Here is a 15209-nt window from a genome sequence, read left to right as displayed (position 1 = left end):
CTACGTGTCTTTCAGAAGGTGAAGGATTTCGCGAGCGCGAAACCCGGCAGAGGCACGCAATCGATGTCCGCGAACGGCAGCAGCGCGAAGCCGCCCGCCGTCTTGCGCCCCGACGCGAGCCGCGTGACGCCACGATCGGCCAGGCCACCGACGACCCGGCCTCCGGTCGCGACCTGGGCGACCAGCGCCTCCGGGATCTGTTCTACCGCACCGTCGATGAACAATACGTCAAAGGGGCCGCCTTCGGCATGACCGGCCTCGAGCGGACCTTCGACCAAAGTGACCTTGGGCGAACTGACCAAAGCGGTGCGCGCCAGCGCGGCCAGCGCGGGATCACTCTCCACCGCCGTTACCGAGGCGACGATCTCGGCCAGTACGGCGGCGGTATAGCCGCCCGCCGCCCCGATCAGCAGCACGCGGTCGCTCGCCTGCAACATCGCTTCGGTCAACATCCGGCCGGTGGCGATCGGCACGTTCTGGAACCGGCCGCGGCCCAGCGGCAGCGCGGTATCGCGATACGCCATATCCTGCGCCTCGACCGGCAGATACTCCTCGCGCGGCACGCGGGCCATGGCCGCGACGACGCGGGCATCGCTGACCGCATTGGTGCGCAACTGGCTCGCCACCATCGCGTGGCGCATCGCCACTTGTCCGTCCGAATCGATCGTGCTGAGTTTCATGCCGCCGCCCTTACTTCGACCTTCATCGCACAGCTGTTTTAGCCATGCAATACACTTGTTCCGTTTCGCGGCTTGTATCGTGCCGTGGGGCACACGCCAAGCGACGCCGTGACAAATAGAATATCGCAGAGTCGCACGAACGGTTGACAGCGGCGTCGCACCGCCGCATTTCGCCGCCTCGCTCGTCGAGGCCCGATGGCGGAGTGGTGACGTAGAGGACTGCAAATCCTCGCACCCGGGTTCGATTCCCGGTCGGGCCTCCAGCGATCGATCCGCGCTGACATATTCACGTTACGGGTCCGGGCCACATCCGCACAATGCAGCCGACGTCCAACGCGCCCCAGGCGGACCCACCTTATTCATCGGGCTATCGCTCCGCATCGGATCGCCGGCGCGCGTCCGGCCTGGCGTTCGCGATCATCGCGCACCTGCTCGTTCTGCTCGTGATGCTGCGCCTCGCCCCGTCGGTGACGCACAAGGTCGATGAAAAGCCGCCCACCACCTTCACGCTGACCGATGTACCGAATCCAGCGCCGACACCCGGCCCGGCCACGCCGAAGGTCGACAAGGCGCGCGAGACCGATCGGGGATCGCCGCCGAAGGCACCGCCCGAGCCGCCCAAGCCGCCGGCCCCTCCGGTAACCCCGCCCAAGCCGATCGAGCTGCCGCAGCTGATCGGCGGAAAGGACATGTTCGACGCAGTCGGCACCGCCACCTCGCGCCCCGGACACGACGGTGACAGCGACGGGCAGGCGGTGGCGGGCAAGGACAGCGGATCGGCCTACGGACCCGGTGCCGGGCCGGGCGGCGAGCGGCTCTACAATGCCGAATGGTATCGCGAACCGTCCAGCGCGGAACTGAACGGCTATCTGCCGCCCCGCGCCCAGCCCGGCTGGGGCCTGATCGCGTGCAAGACGATCGAGAATTACCATGTCGAGAATTGCCGCGCGCTGGGCGAATCGCCGCTCGGTTCGGGGCTCGCGCGGGCTTTCCGGCAGGCGGCGTGGCAGTTCCGCGTTCGCCCCCCACGCATCGGCGGCAAGGAGCAGATCGGCGCCTGGGTCAGCATCCGCATCACACTTACGGACGGCGGCGAGGTGACGACCGCGCGCTAGGCCAGGCGCTCCAGCGCGGCGATGAACGGCGCGTCGGCCGGCGGCATGTCCAGCCCGCGCATCTCCGCCGGCGCGACCCATCGCAGCGCCACGGCGTCCAGCGCGACCGGCTCGCCGGTCCATTCCTCGCAGATATACAGCAGCAGCAGGAGATGCTTTCCGTCCAGCGGCTCGCTCGCGAAGGTGGCGGGCCTCAGGGCCGACGCCGCGACCCTTATGCCCAATTCCTCCGCCAGTTCGCGCACCAGAGCCGCCTCGGGCGTCTCGCCACGCTCCACTTTGCCGCCCGGAAATTCCCACAAGCCGGCCATGTGTTTGCCGGGCGGGCGCTGCTGGACGAGCACGCGCCCGGACGCATCGACCAGCGCCGCCGCGACTACGGGGAACATAGTAATCGCCTCGGCTTGATCGGACCTATTCGTCATTCGTTAATGCTCCGGAACTAGGTTTTACTTTTAGATGTACTCGGTCCGGGGCGCGCAACCGAATGTTCACACGTTTCATCAGGCGGCTGGTCCGCGACCGCAAGGGCGGTACGGCAATCGAGTATGGGCTGATCCTATCACTCGTCGTCATCACGATGATCGCGGCCTTTGTCGAGGTGGCGAATTCGACGGTAGGCATGTGGGGCAACGTCAATACAAAAATGGAACGCGCACGCACCGGACAATAGGTTCCCGCCTGCCCCGAAATTATTTTCCGCCTTTAAGTTTTCTTCAACCCTGCCGGCCTAGATCTTGAACTGTCGATGCCGGTTCTCCGGTTCGGCCGGGTGACTGAAGACTGAAACTGGAGACCGAAAATGCAGAAGATCCGCAACTTCATCAAGAATTCCAAGGGCGCAACCGCAATCGAGTACGGCCTGATCGCCGCTCTGATCGCCGTCGCCGCCATCGCTGCCATGCAGGGTCTGGGCAACCAGCTGAAGACCACGTTCGGCAACGTCTCGTCGAACATGAAGGCTTCGTAAGCTTCAACAGCTTATCGAAAGTTCGGGGGCGGCGGGGCTTTGGTTTCGCCGCCCCTTTCTTGTCCAGGGGTGGATAATGTTACACATCATCTTGAGCGCCTTCCGCAACACACGCGGCGCAACGGCGATCGAATACGGTTTGATCGCGGCGTTGATCGCAGTCGCGGCGATCAGCGCGATGCAGGGTCTCGGCAACCGTTTGAAGACCACGTACGGTAACGTATCGTCGAACATGAAAGCGAGCTGAAGCTCGGGTGGCGTAACGGGTCGGCGCGTTACAGCCGACCCATCGCCAGGAACTTCTCGCGCCGGTCGCGACGCAGTTCCGCCGCATCCATGCCCGCAAGCCCGCCCAGGGCATCGCGGATCGCATCGCCGAGCGTAGCGATCGCCTTGGCCGCATCGCGATGCGCGCCACCCAGCGGCTCCGGCACGATCGTGTCGATCACGCCCAGGCCTTTCAAATCCTGCGCCGTCACCTTCATCGCCTCCGCCGCATCCGCCGCCTTGTCGGCGGTGCGCCACAGGATCGAGGCGCAGCCTTCGGGCGAGATTACCGAATAGACTGCGTGTTCGAACATCAGCACGCGGTTGCCCGCCGCCAGCGCGATCGCGCCACCCGAACCACCCTCGCCCACCACCGCCGCGACCATCGGCACGCCCAGCGACAGGCACGTCTCGGTCGAACGCGCGATCGCTTCCGCCTGTCCGCGCTCCTCAGCCTGCACGCCCGGGAACGCGCCCGACGTGTCGACCAACGTCACGACCGGGAGGCCGAACCGGTCGGCCAGTTCCATCAGACGGATGGCCTTGCGATAGCCCTCGGGCTTGCCCATACCGAAATTGTGGCGGAGGCGGCTGGCGGTATCGTCGCCTTTCTCATGGCCGATCACCATAACGCGCTGCCCCCGGAACATCGCGAAGCCGCCGAGGATCGCCTGATCGTCGCCGAACGCCCGGTCCCCGGCCAAAGTCGTAAAATCGTCGAACAGCCCGGCGACGTAGTCCTTGAAATGCGGCCGCTCGCCGTGCCGTGCGACCTGGGTCTTCTGCCACGGCGTCAGCCGCGCATAGGTGTCGCGCAATGCCTTGTCGGACTTGGCCTGCAGCTTGGCGACCTCCGCGTCGATATCGACCGTGCCGTCGGCGGCGGTCTCGCGCAGTTCGTCGATCCGCCCCTGCAGTTCGGCGATGGGTTTTTCGAAATCGAGAAAGCTTGCCATAGCGCCGGGCGGTTAAGCCCCCTGCTGGCCGACGTCAACGCGTGGCGTCGTCGAACGGTCGCCGGCCTGGCGATCGTTGAGCGGATGGCGTTCGTTGACCAAGGCGACCAGCCGCGCGCTGTCGATATGCGTGTAGATCTCGGTCGTCGCGATATCGGCATGGCCGAGCATGGATTGCAGCGCGCGCAGGTCCGCCCCGCCCTCCAGCAGATGCGTCGCGAAGGCGTGGCGCAGGACGTGCGGCGAGACTCGCTCGGGCGGTATGCCCGCCTCCGCCGCCAGCGCTTTCAGCAACTGGTAGAGCCGCACGCGCGACAGGTGCGTCTTGCCCGACGGGAACAGCCATGCTCGGTCGGTGGCGACATAGCCCCGCCAGGCCGCAACGGCAGCGCGGGCGCGATCGGAGATCGGGACCAGCCGCTCGCGCCCGCCCTTGCCGCGCAGGATCAGGTAGGGGCGATCGGGCGAGATGGCATTGCGCGGCAGCGACACGAGTTCGGTCGCGCGCAAGCCCGATCCGTAGAGCAACTCGACCAACGCCGCGAGCCGCAGGTCGTTGGGATCGGGCGGATCGCGGGCGATGCGGTCGGCGATGGCGGCGAACAGCCGGTCGACATCGGCATGATCGAGCGTCTTGGGCAACGCACGCTGTGCGCCCGGCCGCGGCAGGGCCCCGCCGGGATCGTCCGATCGCATGCCCTCATCGGCCAGGAACGCGAAGAACCGCCGGAGCGCGGCGGATTTCCGCGCCACGCTAGAGCGCGACAGGTCGAGCCAATGCTCGCCCAGCCGCGACAGGTCGGTCGCCGAGGCCTCGCCCAGCCGGTGTTCGAGAAACTCCGAGGCCAGCGCCAGATCGCTGCGATACGCCGCGATCGTGTTCTTGGCCGCGCCCGCCTCCGCCGCCATCATCTCCAGGAACCGCTCGATCAGCGCGCGGTCGGCGAGCGTGGTCAAAGCCGGGCGATCGCCTCGACGGCGATCATCCGCGCCTGGCCGCCCAGGCCGACCGCGCGCATCGCACCGATCGTTCGGTACAGCACTTCCGGCGGCACGCCGCGCCACTGCGTCGTTTGCATGCCGATCGAGGCGAGCAGCACGACCAGCCCCGGCTGGTTGTTGCGCGCGGCCCGATCGATCGCGCGCGTCCAGCTGTTCTCCGCGCCGATCCTGACCCCGAGCGATTCGGCGCCGCTCGCGATGTCGTCGCGCGACAAGCGGCCCAGACCGGCCAGCCCCGCGAACAGCATACGCCGTTTTAGGCCGTCCGAATCGTCCTTGCCCGAATAGCCGTTGATATCGCCGATCGAATAACGCGCCCCGAGGTTCAGATCGGCCAGCGCCAGCATCGCCCACGCGTCCCCGCCCTTATCCGCCTTGCCCGACCAGCGCAGCGCTGAGCGGTCCAGCCCGGCCGACAGCATCGATTTCACCAGCCGGTCGACATCCGCGCCTTGGGTATCCAACGGCAGCCGCGCCGCCGCGCGGGCGGTGAGGATCAGCCGAGCATAGCGCCCGTCCGCCGTCTTCGGCTCGTCCCACAGGCCGGTCAGCGCCGTCATCCGCTCGGCGCGCGTGCCGGCCGAATAAGCGGTGCGCAGATCGCGCGCGATGCCCAGTTCGGCGCTCGCCTGATCGTCGTCATTGTCGAGCGCGCCGTAGAGGTCGACCATTGCCGCGTTCGACAGCACGCCGCGCGCCGCGGCATAATCGGCCGGCGCGATCCGCGTGCGCACGTCGACCATCGGCGAAAGCGCCCGCCATGCCTGCACGCGCGGATTGACCGTCGCGATCAACCGATCCGGAATGTCCGTGCCGCTGGCCAGCGCCATGCCGATGCGCCACGCCGTCAACTGATCGACCGAATCCCATTCGATCGTTACCGCCTGGCGTCCGCGTGCGCCCATCCCGGCGACCTTGCGGGCGAGCAGCATGTCGATCCCGCGCGCCGCGCCGGCCTTTTCGTTGGCCGCGAGCAATTGCGTCGCCGGTTGCCCGGCCAACGCCGCGCAGATGCTCTTGGCGACGACCCAGCCACGTTCGCGCGCGCTTGCCGCCGCCTTGTCCGCGACCGGACAGAATGCGCCCGGATCGCCGGTCGCGAGCCCCGTCTGCATCAGCGCGTTATACAGCTTCGGCGTGGAATTTTCGGGGTCGACGCTCTGCGCGACTGCGCGGCCGGCGACCGATTCGCCCATCCGCACCAGCAGCCAGGCCCGCTCGGCAGCGAAATCCGCGCCATTGACGCGCTCCGGCGTGTCGAGCCGCGAGACCAGGGTCTTGCGCAGTGCCATCGACAGCCAGCGCGAGGCGATCGGCGCGTTCAGACGCCGCATCAATTCCTCGACATAGATCCCGTCCGCGCCACGAAGCGCGTCGGGCGCGAGCGCACCCTGTTGCGGCCCGGCGACACCGACCGTGTCGAGCGAACGGTGCGCCGACAAGGCGCGCGCATAGGCCTCGGCGGCACGCACGGCGGCGGCCGCCTGCGCATCGGCGAGCACGGCGGCGACCACCGGATCGACCACGCCATCCGTGGCCGCAGGCGTCGCACCGGGCGACGGCGTGGGTACGGGAGTGGACGAAGGTGCCGGACGACCGAGCGTCGAGGGATTGAGCGTCAGCCCGCCGGGCGATGTCGGGCGCGGGCGCGGTGTCGCGGGATCGTTGAAACCGGGCGGCAGCAGCGATTCGGGGCTGTCCTGCCCCAGCGCAGGAATTCCTGCGCCGATCAGGCAGACGGCAATGGCGAGGCGCGCGCTGTTAGTTCGAGAGATTCGCAAGCGGCACCACTTTCTCGACGCGCACCGGGGACTTTTCATGCGCCATGCCGGACAGCACGAACAGTCCGCCCACCACCACGACCAGAATGACAACGAGCGTGACGACCAAGCGAGACATGACAAAACCCTGTGCGAACGAAGGACGAAGCGGCGCGCCATAGTCTTTTGCCGCAGACGCGGGGTCGCTGTATAGCCCCGGCGCGATGTTGCAAAGCCATCCTCCTTCGGACCCGGGGTCCGGCACCCCTGCGCCACCCCATGCCGAGCGTCCGATCGTGCTCGTCGGCCTGATGGGCGCGGGCAAATCCACCGTCGGCCGCCGCCTCGCCGCGCGGCTGCGCCTGCCCTTCGTCGATGCCGATAACGAGATCGAGACGGCCGCCGGCATGTCGGTCAGCGACATCTTCGAACGGTTCGGCGAAGCGCATTTCCGCGACGGCGAACGCCGCGTGATCGCGCGGCTGTTCGACGGCACGCGCAAGGTGATCGCGACCGGCGGCGGCGCCTTCATCAACGACGAGACGCGCGCGCTCATCCTAGAACAGGCGGTGGCGATCTGGCTCGACGCCGATGCCGCCGTCCTTGCCGAACGCGTGCGCCGTCGCGACACGCGCCCGCTGTTGCGCGGCAAGGATCCCCGCGTCGTGCTGATGGAACTGGCCCGGGTTCGCAACCCGTTCTACGCGCTGGCCCCGATCCGCGTCGCCAGCAACCACGCGCCGCACGACCATACCGTCTCCGCCATCCTGAAAGCACTCGGACTATGACCGTCATTCCCGTGGCCCTTGGCGACCGCAGCTATGACGTCATCGTCGATAACGGCCTGCTCGCGCGATCCGGCGAGCATCTTGCGCCGCTGTCGCGCGGGCGCACGATGGCGATCGTCACGGACGAGAATCTGCTGCCGCATCTTGCGACCTTGCAGGCGTCGCTCACCGCGTCCGGCGTCGCGAGCGAGGCGATCGTCCTGCCGCCGGGCGAGGGCAGCAAGAGCTGGGCGATGCTGGAAACGCTGATCGACCGGCTGCTCGATCTCGGCGTGGAACGCGGCGATCACGTCATCGCCTTGGGCGGCGGCGTGATCGGCGATCTCGTCGGTTTCGCCTGCGCGATCCTTAAGCGCGGCTGCGGGTTCGTGCAGATCCCGACCACATTGCTGGCGCAGGTCGATTCGTCGGTCGGCGGCAAGACCGCGATCAATTCGCGCGCCGGCAAGAACCTGGTCGGCGCGTTCCATCAGCCGGCTCTGGTGCTGGTCGATCCGACGACGCTCGACACGCTGCTCGCGCGTCAGGTGCGCGCCGGTTATGCCGAAGTGGTGAAATACGGCCTGATCGACGATCCCGATTTCTTCGCTTGGTGCGAAGCGAACGCCGCGGCCCTGATCGCGGGCGATGCGGAGGCGCGCAGCTATGCGATCGGCCACAGCATCGCCGCCAAGGCCCGCATTGTCGGCGAGGACGAGTTCGAGACCACGGGCCGCCGCGCTCTGCTCAACCTGGGCCACACGTTCGGCCACGCGCTGGAGGCCGAAGCGGGTTTCTCCGATCGCCTGCTCCACGGCGAGGGCGTCGCGGCGGGCATGGCGCTGGCCTATGGCTTCTCCGCCGGACAGGGGATTGCGCCGGTCGTCGATGCGGACCGCGTGACGGCACACCTGCGCGCGGTCGGCCTGCCCGACGGTCTGGCGGCGGCGGGCAGCAAGGATGACGGCGAAACCCTCGTCGCGCACATGATGCACGACAAGAAGATGTCCGCCGGCACCCTGCCCTTCCTGCTCGCGAAGGGCATCGGGCGGACCTATGTCGACAAGACGGTCGACCTGAAGGCCGTGGCCCGCTTCCTCGACGCCCAGCCGCGCTGAATGCCGCGCGGAATCGCCAAGTCGAACCTGCCGACCAAGATGTGCCCGGTCTGTGCACGTCCGTTTACGTGGCGGAAGAAGTGGGAACGTGACTGGGATAATGTGATCTATTGCTCCGAGCGCTGCCGCCGCACGAGCAAGGCACCGCTCGACAAATAGCGCTTGAAGTTGACGCGGCGTCATCCGCCAGGGGTGATTCGTATGGACAGCCTGGACATAGCCGATGTCGCGTGAAGCACCGGGCTCCTGCCCGCGCGCTGCGATTCTACGAAGCGCGCGGGCTGATGGAGCCGTTGAGCACCTCCAATGGCCGCCGCTGTTTCGGCTCCGGCGAGCTGGCTCGGCTCACCGCGATCGTCGCGCTGAACGGCCGGTTTCCAGTTGGCCGCGGTCCAGCTCTGCGCGCCGGGCGCGGCACCGATCTGGGCGGCTCGTCGCCGCGCAGACCGCCGAGGTCGATGCGAGCGCGAGCGAGATGAAACCGCCCTGTTCGGCGGAGGTGTTGGCGTTCATCGAGTCGGTCGGCTCGGCACCTGGGCCGCAGGGCTGTCCCGTCCAAGCGGGCCGTTCCCTGGCTCACGCGGAACGGCCCGCCACGTTTCAGCCCGGCGTAGCGGCCGAACCGGCCAGCAGTCCCCCGTCGATCGAGAGTTCCGCCCCCGTGATGTAGGTCGCTTCGTCCGACGCCAGGAGCACCGCGATCGCCGCGACCTCCTCGGGCAAACCAAAGCGTTTGAGCGGCGTATCCGCCACGAGTGCCTCCATCCGTGTCTCGCGATCAGGGCCAGTGCCGAGCATCGGTTCCCAGATCGGCGTCAGGATTGCCGCCGGGTGGATCGAGTTGCACCGGATCTTCCACCCCCGCTGAGCGCAATAGAGCGCGACGCTCTTGCTGTGATTGCGCACCGCCGCCTTGGACGAGGCATAGGCCGCGGCCATCGGAATGCCGACGAGCCCCGACCGCGACGAGATGTTGATGATCGATCCCGTCCCCCGCGCCTTCATCGCGCCCATCGCATAGCGGCAGCCGAGGAACGTCCCGTCGAGATTGACGCGGTGCACCGCGCGCCAATCCTCCAGATCGGCATGTTCGGGATCGTGCGCGACCGGACCATCCTCGAACCCGGTGATCCCGGCATTGTTGACCACGACATCGGTGCGCGGGACATGGTCCGCCAAACGAGTCCAGTCCGCCTCCTCGCGCACGTCGAGCGGCTCGAAGCGGCAGCCGATCGCATCGGCGGCGGCCCGCCCCATCTCGATATCCTTGTCCGTGAGGACGACCGCGGCGCCCTCGGCATGAAAAGCGGCGGCAATCGCGCGACCGATCCCGCGCGCCGCGCCGGTGACGACGCAGGTTTTGTCATTCAATCTTGGCATGTCAGTCTCGAAACCAGAGTTCGGTCGGCGGAATGTGCTCCGCCCGCTGAAAGGTTGCCGCTTCAGCGGTGACGATGAACCATGTCGAAAACTCCAAATTCCTGCCCTGGTCTAAGGGCACGACGATCCCTGAGCAAGGCTAACCCCGCGCGCCGCTCCAGGCCAGCCACAGCCACCCGGCGATCAACGATGCGCCGCCGATTGGAGTCACCGCGCCGAGCCACCGCGGCAAGCCCATTGCCATCAGGTACAGCGACACACCGAAGATCGCCCCGCCGGCCAGAAACAGCATTGCCGGCCCTTTCGCGTCCAGCCGCATCGCCACGAGCGCCGCGACCGCGTGGATCAGTTGATACTGCCCACCGGTCTTCAACCAATCCGCTGCTTCGCCGATAGCGCCATGCGCACCGAACGCGCCCGCCCCGACCGCCATCGCACCGGACAGGCCGGCCAGGATCACGATCCAGTTCATGCTCAATGCCCCATCAGGCGGGGCCAGTGATCGACCACCAACGCCGCCGCCACCACGATCGCGCCGACGCTCACAGCCAGCACGGCACCGGCGACCATATCTTTCACCGCCTTGATCTCGGGATGCAGATCCGGATGCAGCAGGTCGGCCAGCGCCTCGATCGCCGAGTTGACCAGTTCGATCGCCACCACCAGCGCGCAGATCAGGGCGACGATCGCCCACCAGATCGGCTCGGGCCGCAGCAATAGCAGGATCACGATCGCGAGCGCGACGATCAGGGTGTGCGCGCGAAAGCTGCGCTCGCGCTTGAACGCCGCGCACCAGCCGGCAAAGGCGAAGCCGGTCCGCTCGATCAGCGATCGGTTCTTCATTTCCCGCCCCCTCCGAGCCCGGTATCCGGTCGGGCATCCTGCGTGATGATCCGGTCGCGCGCCGCGCGCAGATCGCCGGTCTCGTATTGCGCCTTGAGCCGTTCCTTGTCGCGCGCGCGGTAATGCTCCTCGCTGCGGTTGATCTCGCTATCGTCGATGCCGATGCTCTTCATCGCGAGGCGCGCCATCTTTACCGCCGATTCCATGACCTCGCGCACCACGCCGTCGACATGCGCATCCTTAAGCTTCAGCAATGAGCGTCGATCGAACGCACGGACGAAGATCGCCGCCTTGGGGAAAGATTCGTGCACGCCGTCGATCAATTCCGCGCTCAACTGATCGCCATCGGTGCAGAACATGATCAGTTCGGCCTCGGCAGCCCCGGCCTGACGCAACAGATCCAGCCGCGTGCCGTCGCCATAATAGACCTTCGCGCCGAAGCCGCTGGCGACGTCGATCATCTCGATATCGGTGTCGATCAGGGTCACCGGAATGCCCTGCGCGATCAGCATCTGCGCCACCGTCTGGCCGAAGCGGCCATAGCCGACGATCAGCGCGTTCGCACCGTCCGCCACCGGCCCCTCGCGGTCGCTGCTGTCCACCGGCTGGGCCCGGATGCGGCGGGTGATCGTCATCAGGAACGGCGTGGTCGCCATCGACAAGGTGATGATCGCGCCGAACAGGCTCGCCGCCTCGGGCTTGATCAGTAGCGCGTTCTGCGCCTGCGCGAACAATACGAACCCGAATTCGCCGCCCTGGCTGAGCAGCAGGCCGAGCGCCAGCGCGCCGCGCCATGGCATTCGGAACGCCATGCCGATGCCGAAGATGATCAGCGCCTTGGTCGCGATCAGCGCCAGCGCCATGCCGGCGACGAACAAAGGGCGCTCGGCGATCGCATGCAGATCGAGCATCATGCCGATCGCCAGGAAGAACAGGCCGAGCAGGATCGAGCGGAACGGCTCGACATCGGCCTCCAGCTCATGCCGGTACGGGCTGTCGGCCAGCATCACGCCGGCGACGAACGCACCCAGCGCGGTCGACAGGCCCAATGCCTCCATGATCGCCGCGCTGGCGATCACCGTGAACAGGCCGGCGAAGACGAACATCTCGCGCTCACCCATATTGCCGATGATGCGGAACAGCGGGCGCAGGATGAAACGCCCGGCAACGATCAGTCCGCCGACCGCCAGCACGGTGTAGATGAACAGCAGCCAGCCCGGCGGGCCGTTGGCATCCGCCGGGTTGCGCGACATCACCGCGACGATCGTGATCAGCGGCACGATCGACAGATCCTGGAACAGCAGGATGGAAAACGCCCGCTCCCCGAACGGCGTGCGCATGCGACCGGCCGATTGCAGCATCGGCAGCACCTGCGCGGTGGAGGAAAGCGCCAGCGGCAGGCCGAGCGCCAGCGCGGCCGCGACCGAACTGTGCGTCGCGAACAGCACGACCGCCGATATCGCGATCCCGCAGAGCACGACCTGCAACAGGCCGAGGCCGAAGATCTCCTGCTTCATGCGCCACAGGCGGCTGGGGTTCAGTTCCAGACCGACGATGAACAGTAGCAGGGTGATGCCGAGTTCGGCGACGCCGATCTTCGATTCGGCATCGCCCACCAATCCCAAGACGTGCGGCCCCACCACGGCGCCCGCGACGAGATACCCCAGGGTCGCACCGAGACCGAGCCGCCGGAACAGCAATACGAAGACCAGCCCGAAACCGAGCAGCACCACGCCGTCACGGAGCAGCGAGACGGCATCGCCGGCGTCGTGCATCAGGCCGTCCCGTCTTTGGCAGTGGCGGCGAGCGCGGCGGCCTCGGCGGCAGCCTCGAACGCAAGACGGATCGAGGCGTGGCGCGCGCTGTGGCTGAGCGCCGGCGTGAACAGGTCGAACCCCGGCCAATCGGGTAGCGGCCCCGCGCCCGCCAGCCACGCCGTGACGGCATCGCGCGCCGCAGCCAGTTCTTCCGGAGTTTTGCCGATCACGTCGGCCGAGAGGAGCGAGGACGATGCCTGACCCAGGGCGCAGGCGCGGACCAGCATGCCGATCGCGCCGACCCGTCCGCTCGGGTCGAGATCGACATCCACCGTCACGCGGCTGCCGCAGATCGGCGAGCGCTTCTCGGACGTGCCCATCGGATCGACGAGACGCTCCTGATAGGGGATCGTCGCGGCGAGGCGGAGGATTTCGGCATTGTAGAGCGGGGCATTCATCCCCGCGATGTAGGCGACAATGCTCGCAGGCGCACCCCCAAAGCGTTCTGCGGCAAAGTGTTCCGGCATCGCCTCAGGACGCGCGGTCATCCGTGTTGCCGCCGGCATCGTGCGGGCCGAACACCGGCAGGCCCTTGCGCCGCCGGTCGACGAAATCGGCGATGCTCGCGCTGGTGGCGTTGAGCAGCGGGTAGGTCCGCGAGTCCTTCAGCCACAACGGACGGCGGGACGGGCCGCCGCTCATCGTATCCGTCACCAGCACTACGAGCAGGAAGACGAGGCTCGACAGGATCAGCCCCTTGATCGCGCCGAACCCGAAACCGAGCGCGCGATCGAGTGGCCCGAGGATCGAGGTGCGCGTCCGTGCGCCCAGCGCATTCGCCACCATCCGTCCGCCGAAATAGGTCAGCCCGGCCAGGATCGCGAACGCCAGCACCGCCGCGCCCGACACCGTCCCCACCACGCCCGACAGCGCGGAGGCGAGCGGCGTGTGGAACAGCTTGACCACGAATACGATCGCCACCCAGGCGAACAGCGACAGCACCTCCGCCACGAAACCGCGCATCAGCCCCATCACCGCCGAACCCAGCACGGCGATCAGGACGAGGATGTCGAGTGCCGAAAGTCCCATCATATGCCCCAAAGCCCCAACCGCTCGACGCGAACGGAAATCGCGGCTTCCAGACCGCTACCCACGCCCGAGCATATGGTCAACGAAAGCCCCGAGCGTGCGGAACCCGGTCAGCTTCAATGGGCTTTTCTCGCCCGCCAGCGCGGACGGCACCAGGGCGCGTTCGAACCCCAGCTTTCCCGCCTCCTTCAACCGCAACGCGCCATGCGCCACCGGCCTGAGTTCCCCCGACAAGGCGATCTCGCCAAACGCCACAGCGTCCACCGGGACGGGGCGCTCGCTGAGCGCCGATACCAAGGCCGCCGCGACCGCCAGATCCGCCGCGGGATCGGACACGCGGTAGCCCCCGGCGATGTTCAGATACACTTCGCACGACGAGAAACTAAGGCCACAGCGCGCCTCCAGCACTGCCAGCACCATTGCCAGCCGCCCGGAATCCCAACCGACCACCGCCCGTCTGGGCGTCGCCCCGCTCGCAAGCCGCACGACCAAAGCCTGAATTTCGACCAGCACCGGCCGCGTGCCTTCCAGCGCAGGGAACACCGTCGTCCCCGTCACGCTTTCGTCGCGCTGCGTGAGGAACAGCGCCGAAGGGTTGGCGATCTCCGCCAGCCCCTCGGCGACCATCGCGAACACGCCGATCTCGTCCGTGCCGCCGAAGCGGTTCTTGATCGCGCGCAGGATGCGATATTGGTGGCTGCGCTCACCCTCGAAGCTCAGCACCGTATCGACCATGTGTTCCAATACGCGCGGCCCGGCGATGCTGCCGTCCTTCGTGACATGGCCGACCAGCACGACCGCCGTGCCACGTTCCTTGGCGAAACGGATCAGTTCCTGCGCCGAGGCCCGCACCTGGCTCACTGTTCCGGGCGCGCCCTCGATCAGGTCACTGTGCATCGTCTGGATCGAATCGATCACCAGCAGCGCCGGCGGCTGGCCGTTGCCGAGCGTCGTCAGGATATCGCGCGTCGAGGTCGCCGCCGCGAGTTGCACCGGCGCATTGCCCAGCCCGAGCCGCCGCGCGCGCAGCCGCACCTGATCGGCCGCCTCCTCGCCCGAGACATAGGCGACCGGTAGCCCGGCCAGCGCCATCGTCGCCGCGGCCTGCAGCAGCAAGGTCGATTTCCCGATCCCCGGATCGCCGCCGATCAATGTCGCCGATCCCTCGACGAACCCGCCGCCCAGTGCCCGGTCCAGTTCCGCGATTCCGCTCGGCATTCGCTCGGGCAGTGCGATCTCCGCATCCAGCCCGACGAGTTGCATCGTCCGTCCGCCGGATTGCAGATTATGCTTGGCCTGAAACGGCGTGACGTTCCCGCCGCCGGCTTCCTCAACGAGGGTGTTCCATTCGGAGCAATCCGCACACTGCCCGGACCAACGATGCGAGACGGAACCGCAGGACTGACAGACATAGCGCTTCTGGGACTTGGCCAAACTCATCCTGCCTTCTATTTCGAACCGCCGTCCGCCTTGTCTCGTTTGACGGCTGACCGACGCATGACCGC

At 67.4% G+C, this 15209-nt stretch carries 21 protein-coding genes and 1 tRNA gene; 8 read left to right on the top strand and 14 right to left on the bottom strand.

Features of this window, described 5'->3' with window-relative positions; all coding sequences use genetic code 11:
- Positions 1-11: 11 nt before the first annotated feature.
- On the bottom strand, positions 12-680 hold the full coding sequence (locus tag ASG11_RS11135; protein ID WP_055779021.1) for a protein-L-isoaspartate O-methyltransferase family protein: 669 nt from the start codon (positions 678-680) through the stop codon (positions 12-14).
- Positions 681-869: 189 nt separating this feature from the next.
- Between ASG11_RS11135 and ASG11_RS11130 the strand changes: the two genes are divergently transcribed.
- Positions 870-943 (top strand) — tRNA-Cys (locus ASG11_RS11130).
- A gap of 54 nt (positions 944-997) precedes the next feature.
- Entirely contained in the window at positions 998-1795 is a 798-nt protein-coding gene (locus tag ASG11_RS11125; protein WP_055779019.1) for a hypothetical protein, read from the top strand.
- Here the strand turns inward: ASG11_RS11125 and ASG11_RS11120 are convergent.
- A complete protein-coding gene (locus ASG11_RS11120) occupies positions 1792-2184 on the bottom strand; it encodes a (deoxy)nucleoside triphosphate pyrophosphohydrolase (protein ID WP_236697462.1) in 393 nt (130 codons plus the stop codon). The two genes, ASG11_RS11125 and ASG11_RS11120, sit on opposite strands and share 4 nt — an antisense overlap.
- A gap of 98 nt (positions 2185-2282) precedes the next feature.
- On the opposite strand from ASG11_RS11120, the gene ASG11_RS11115 reads away from it, so the two are divergent.
- The 3 genes from ASG11_RS11115 to ASG11_RS11105 all read left to right on the top strand — a co-directional run bounded on the left by ASG11_RS11115 (position 2283) and on the right by ASG11_RS11105 (position 3012).
- Positions 2283-2468 carry a Flp family type IVb pilin gene (locus ASG11_RS11115; RefSeq protein ID WP_055779013.1) on the top strand — a complete coding sequence of 62 codons (186 nt, stop codon included), beginning with the start codon at positions 2283-2285 and terminating at the stop codon, positions 2466-2468.
- Positions 2469-2597: 129 nt separating this feature from the next.
- A complete protein-coding gene (locus tag ASG11_RS11110) occupies positions 2598-2765 on the top strand; it encodes a Flp family type IVb pilin (protein ID WP_055779010.1) in 168 nt (55 codons plus the stop codon).
- 76 nt (positions 2766-2841) lie between these two features.
- Positions 2842-3012: a Flp family type IVb pilin gene (locus ASG11_RS11105; RefSeq protein WP_055779008.1), complete on the top strand. Its 171-nt coding sequence runs from the start codon at positions 2842-2844 to the stop codon at positions 3010-3012.
- Positions 3013-3040: 28 nt separating this feature from the next.
- Here ASG11_RS11105 and ASG11_RS11100 read toward each other — a convergent pair whose 3' ends face one another.
- From ASG11_RS11100 to ASG11_RS19010, 4 genes are read right to left on the bottom strand one after another with little or no spacing between them, the layout of a single operon-like run.
- On the bottom strand, positions 3041-3988 hold the full coding sequence (locus tag ASG11_RS11100; RefSeq protein WP_055779006.1) for an acetyl-CoA carboxylase carboxyltransferase subunit alpha: 948 nt from the start codon (positions 3986-3988) through the stop codon (positions 3041-3043).
- A gap of 12 nt (positions 3989-4000) precedes the next feature.
- Positions 4001-4900, bottom strand: coding sequence for a tyrosine-type recombinase/integrase (locus tag ASG11_RS11095; protein ID WP_055780749.1), 900 nt, complete (start codon positions 4898-4900; stop codon positions 4001-4003).
- Between the two features lie 41 nt (positions 4901-4941).
- Positions 4942-6771, bottom strand: coding sequence for a hypothetical protein (locus tag ASG11_RS11090; RefSeq protein WP_055779003.1), 1830 nt, complete (start codon positions 6769-6771; stop codon positions 4942-4944).
- Entirely contained in the window at positions 6752-6889 is a 138-nt protein-coding gene (locus tag ASG11_RS19010) for a hypothetical protein (protein ID WP_168371727.1), read from the bottom strand. Before ASG11_RS19010 ends, ASG11_RS11090 begins: the two co-directional genes overlap by 20 nt.
- 85 nt (positions 6890-6974) lie before the next feature.
- Here ASG11_RS19010 and ASG11_RS11085 point away from each other — a divergent pair, with 85 nt between their 5' ends.
- Genes ASG11_RS11085 through ASG11_RS18420 form a run of 3 tightly spaced genes read left to right on the top strand, consistent with a single transcriptional unit; the run spans position 6975 to position 8794 of the window.
- The gene (locus tag ASG11_RS11085) at positions 6975-7538 is read left to right on the top strand and encodes a shikimate kinase (protein ID WP_082472715.1); all 564 of its coding nucleotides are present in this window, start codon (positions 6975-6977) and stop codon (positions 7536-7538) included.
- Positions 7535-8635 carry a 3-dehydroquinate synthase gene (aroB, locus tag ASG11_RS11080; RefSeq protein WP_055778998.1) on the top strand — a complete coding sequence of 367 codons (1101 nt, stop codon included), beginning with the start codon at positions 7535-7537 and terminating at the stop codon, positions 8633-8635. Before ASG11_RS11085 ends, aroB begins: the two co-directional genes overlap by 4 nt.
- Positions 8636-8794 carry a DUF2256 domain-containing protein gene (locus ASG11_RS18420; RefSeq protein WP_082472714.1) on the top strand — a complete coding sequence of 53 codons (159 nt, stop codon included), beginning with the start codon at positions 8636-8638 and terminating at the stop codon, positions 8792-8794. It begins immediately after the preceding gene.
- Positions 8795-8980: 186 nt separating this feature from the next.
- On the opposite strand, the gene ASG11_RS19275 is transcribed toward ASG11_RS18420, so the two are convergent.
- The 8 genes from ASG11_RS19275 to radA all read right to left on the bottom strand — a co-directional run bounded on the left by ASG11_RS19275 (position 8981) and on the right by radA (position 15144).
- Positions 8981-9148 (bottom strand): hypothetical protein, encoded by a 168-nt coding sequence (locus ASG11_RS19275; protein WP_236697515.1) that lies wholly within the window; start codon positions 9146-9148, stop codon positions 8981-8983.
- A gap of 87 nt (positions 9149-9235) precedes the next feature.
- Positions 9236-10015 carry an SDR family oxidoreductase gene (locus tag ASG11_RS11075; protein WP_055778995.1) on the bottom strand — a complete coding sequence of 260 codons (780 nt, stop codon included), beginning with the start codon at positions 10013-10015 and terminating at the stop codon, positions 9236-9238.
- 139 nt (positions 10016-10154) lie between these two features.
- Positions 10155-10487, bottom strand: a complete 333-nt coding sequence (locus ASG11_RS11070) for a DUF423 domain-containing protein (RefSeq protein WP_055778993.1) — start codon at positions 10485-10487, stop codon at positions 10155-10157.
- A 2-nt stretch (positions 10488-10489) separates the two neighbouring features.
- The gene (locus ASG11_RS11065) at positions 10490-10858 is read right to left on the bottom strand and encodes a diacylglycerol kinase (RefSeq protein WP_055778989.1); all 369 of its coding nucleotides are present in this window, start codon (positions 10856-10858) and stop codon (positions 10490-10492) included.
- On the bottom strand, positions 10855-12633 hold the full coding sequence (locus ASG11_RS11060; protein ID WP_055778986.1) for a cation:proton antiporter domain-containing protein: 1779 nt from the start codon (positions 12631-12633) through the stop codon (positions 10855-10857). Before ASG11_RS11060 ends, ASG11_RS11065 begins: the two co-directional genes overlap by 4 nt.
- Positions 12633-13073 (bottom strand): iron-sulfur cluster assembly scaffold protein, encoded by a 441-nt coding sequence (locus tag ASG11_RS11055; RefSeq protein ID WP_055778982.1) that lies wholly within the window; start codon positions 13071-13073, stop codon positions 12633-12635. Before ASG11_RS11055 ends, ASG11_RS11060 begins: the two co-directional genes overlap by 1 nt.
- A 73-nt stretch (positions 13074-13146) precedes the next feature.
- The gene (locus tag ASG11_RS11050; protein WP_055780746.1) at positions 13147-13704 is read right to left on the bottom strand and encodes a CvpA family protein; all 558 of its coding nucleotides are present in this window, start codon (positions 13702-13704) and stop codon (positions 13147-13149) included.
- A 57-nt stretch (positions 13705-13761) separates the two neighbouring features.
- Positions 13762-15144, bottom strand: coding sequence for a DNA repair protein RadA (gene radA, locus ASG11_RS11045; RefSeq protein ID WP_443024459.1), 1383 nt, complete (start codon positions 15142-15144; stop codon positions 13762-13764).
- Positions 15145-15209: the final 65 nt, after the last annotated feature.

The organism is Sphingomonas sp. Leaf357 (assembly GCF_001423845.1).
Lineage (GTDB): Bacteria > Pseudomonadota > Alphaproteobacteria > Sphingomonadales > Sphingomonadaceae > Sphingomonas.
This window is presented reverse-complemented; position numbering and strand designations above follow the sequence as displayed.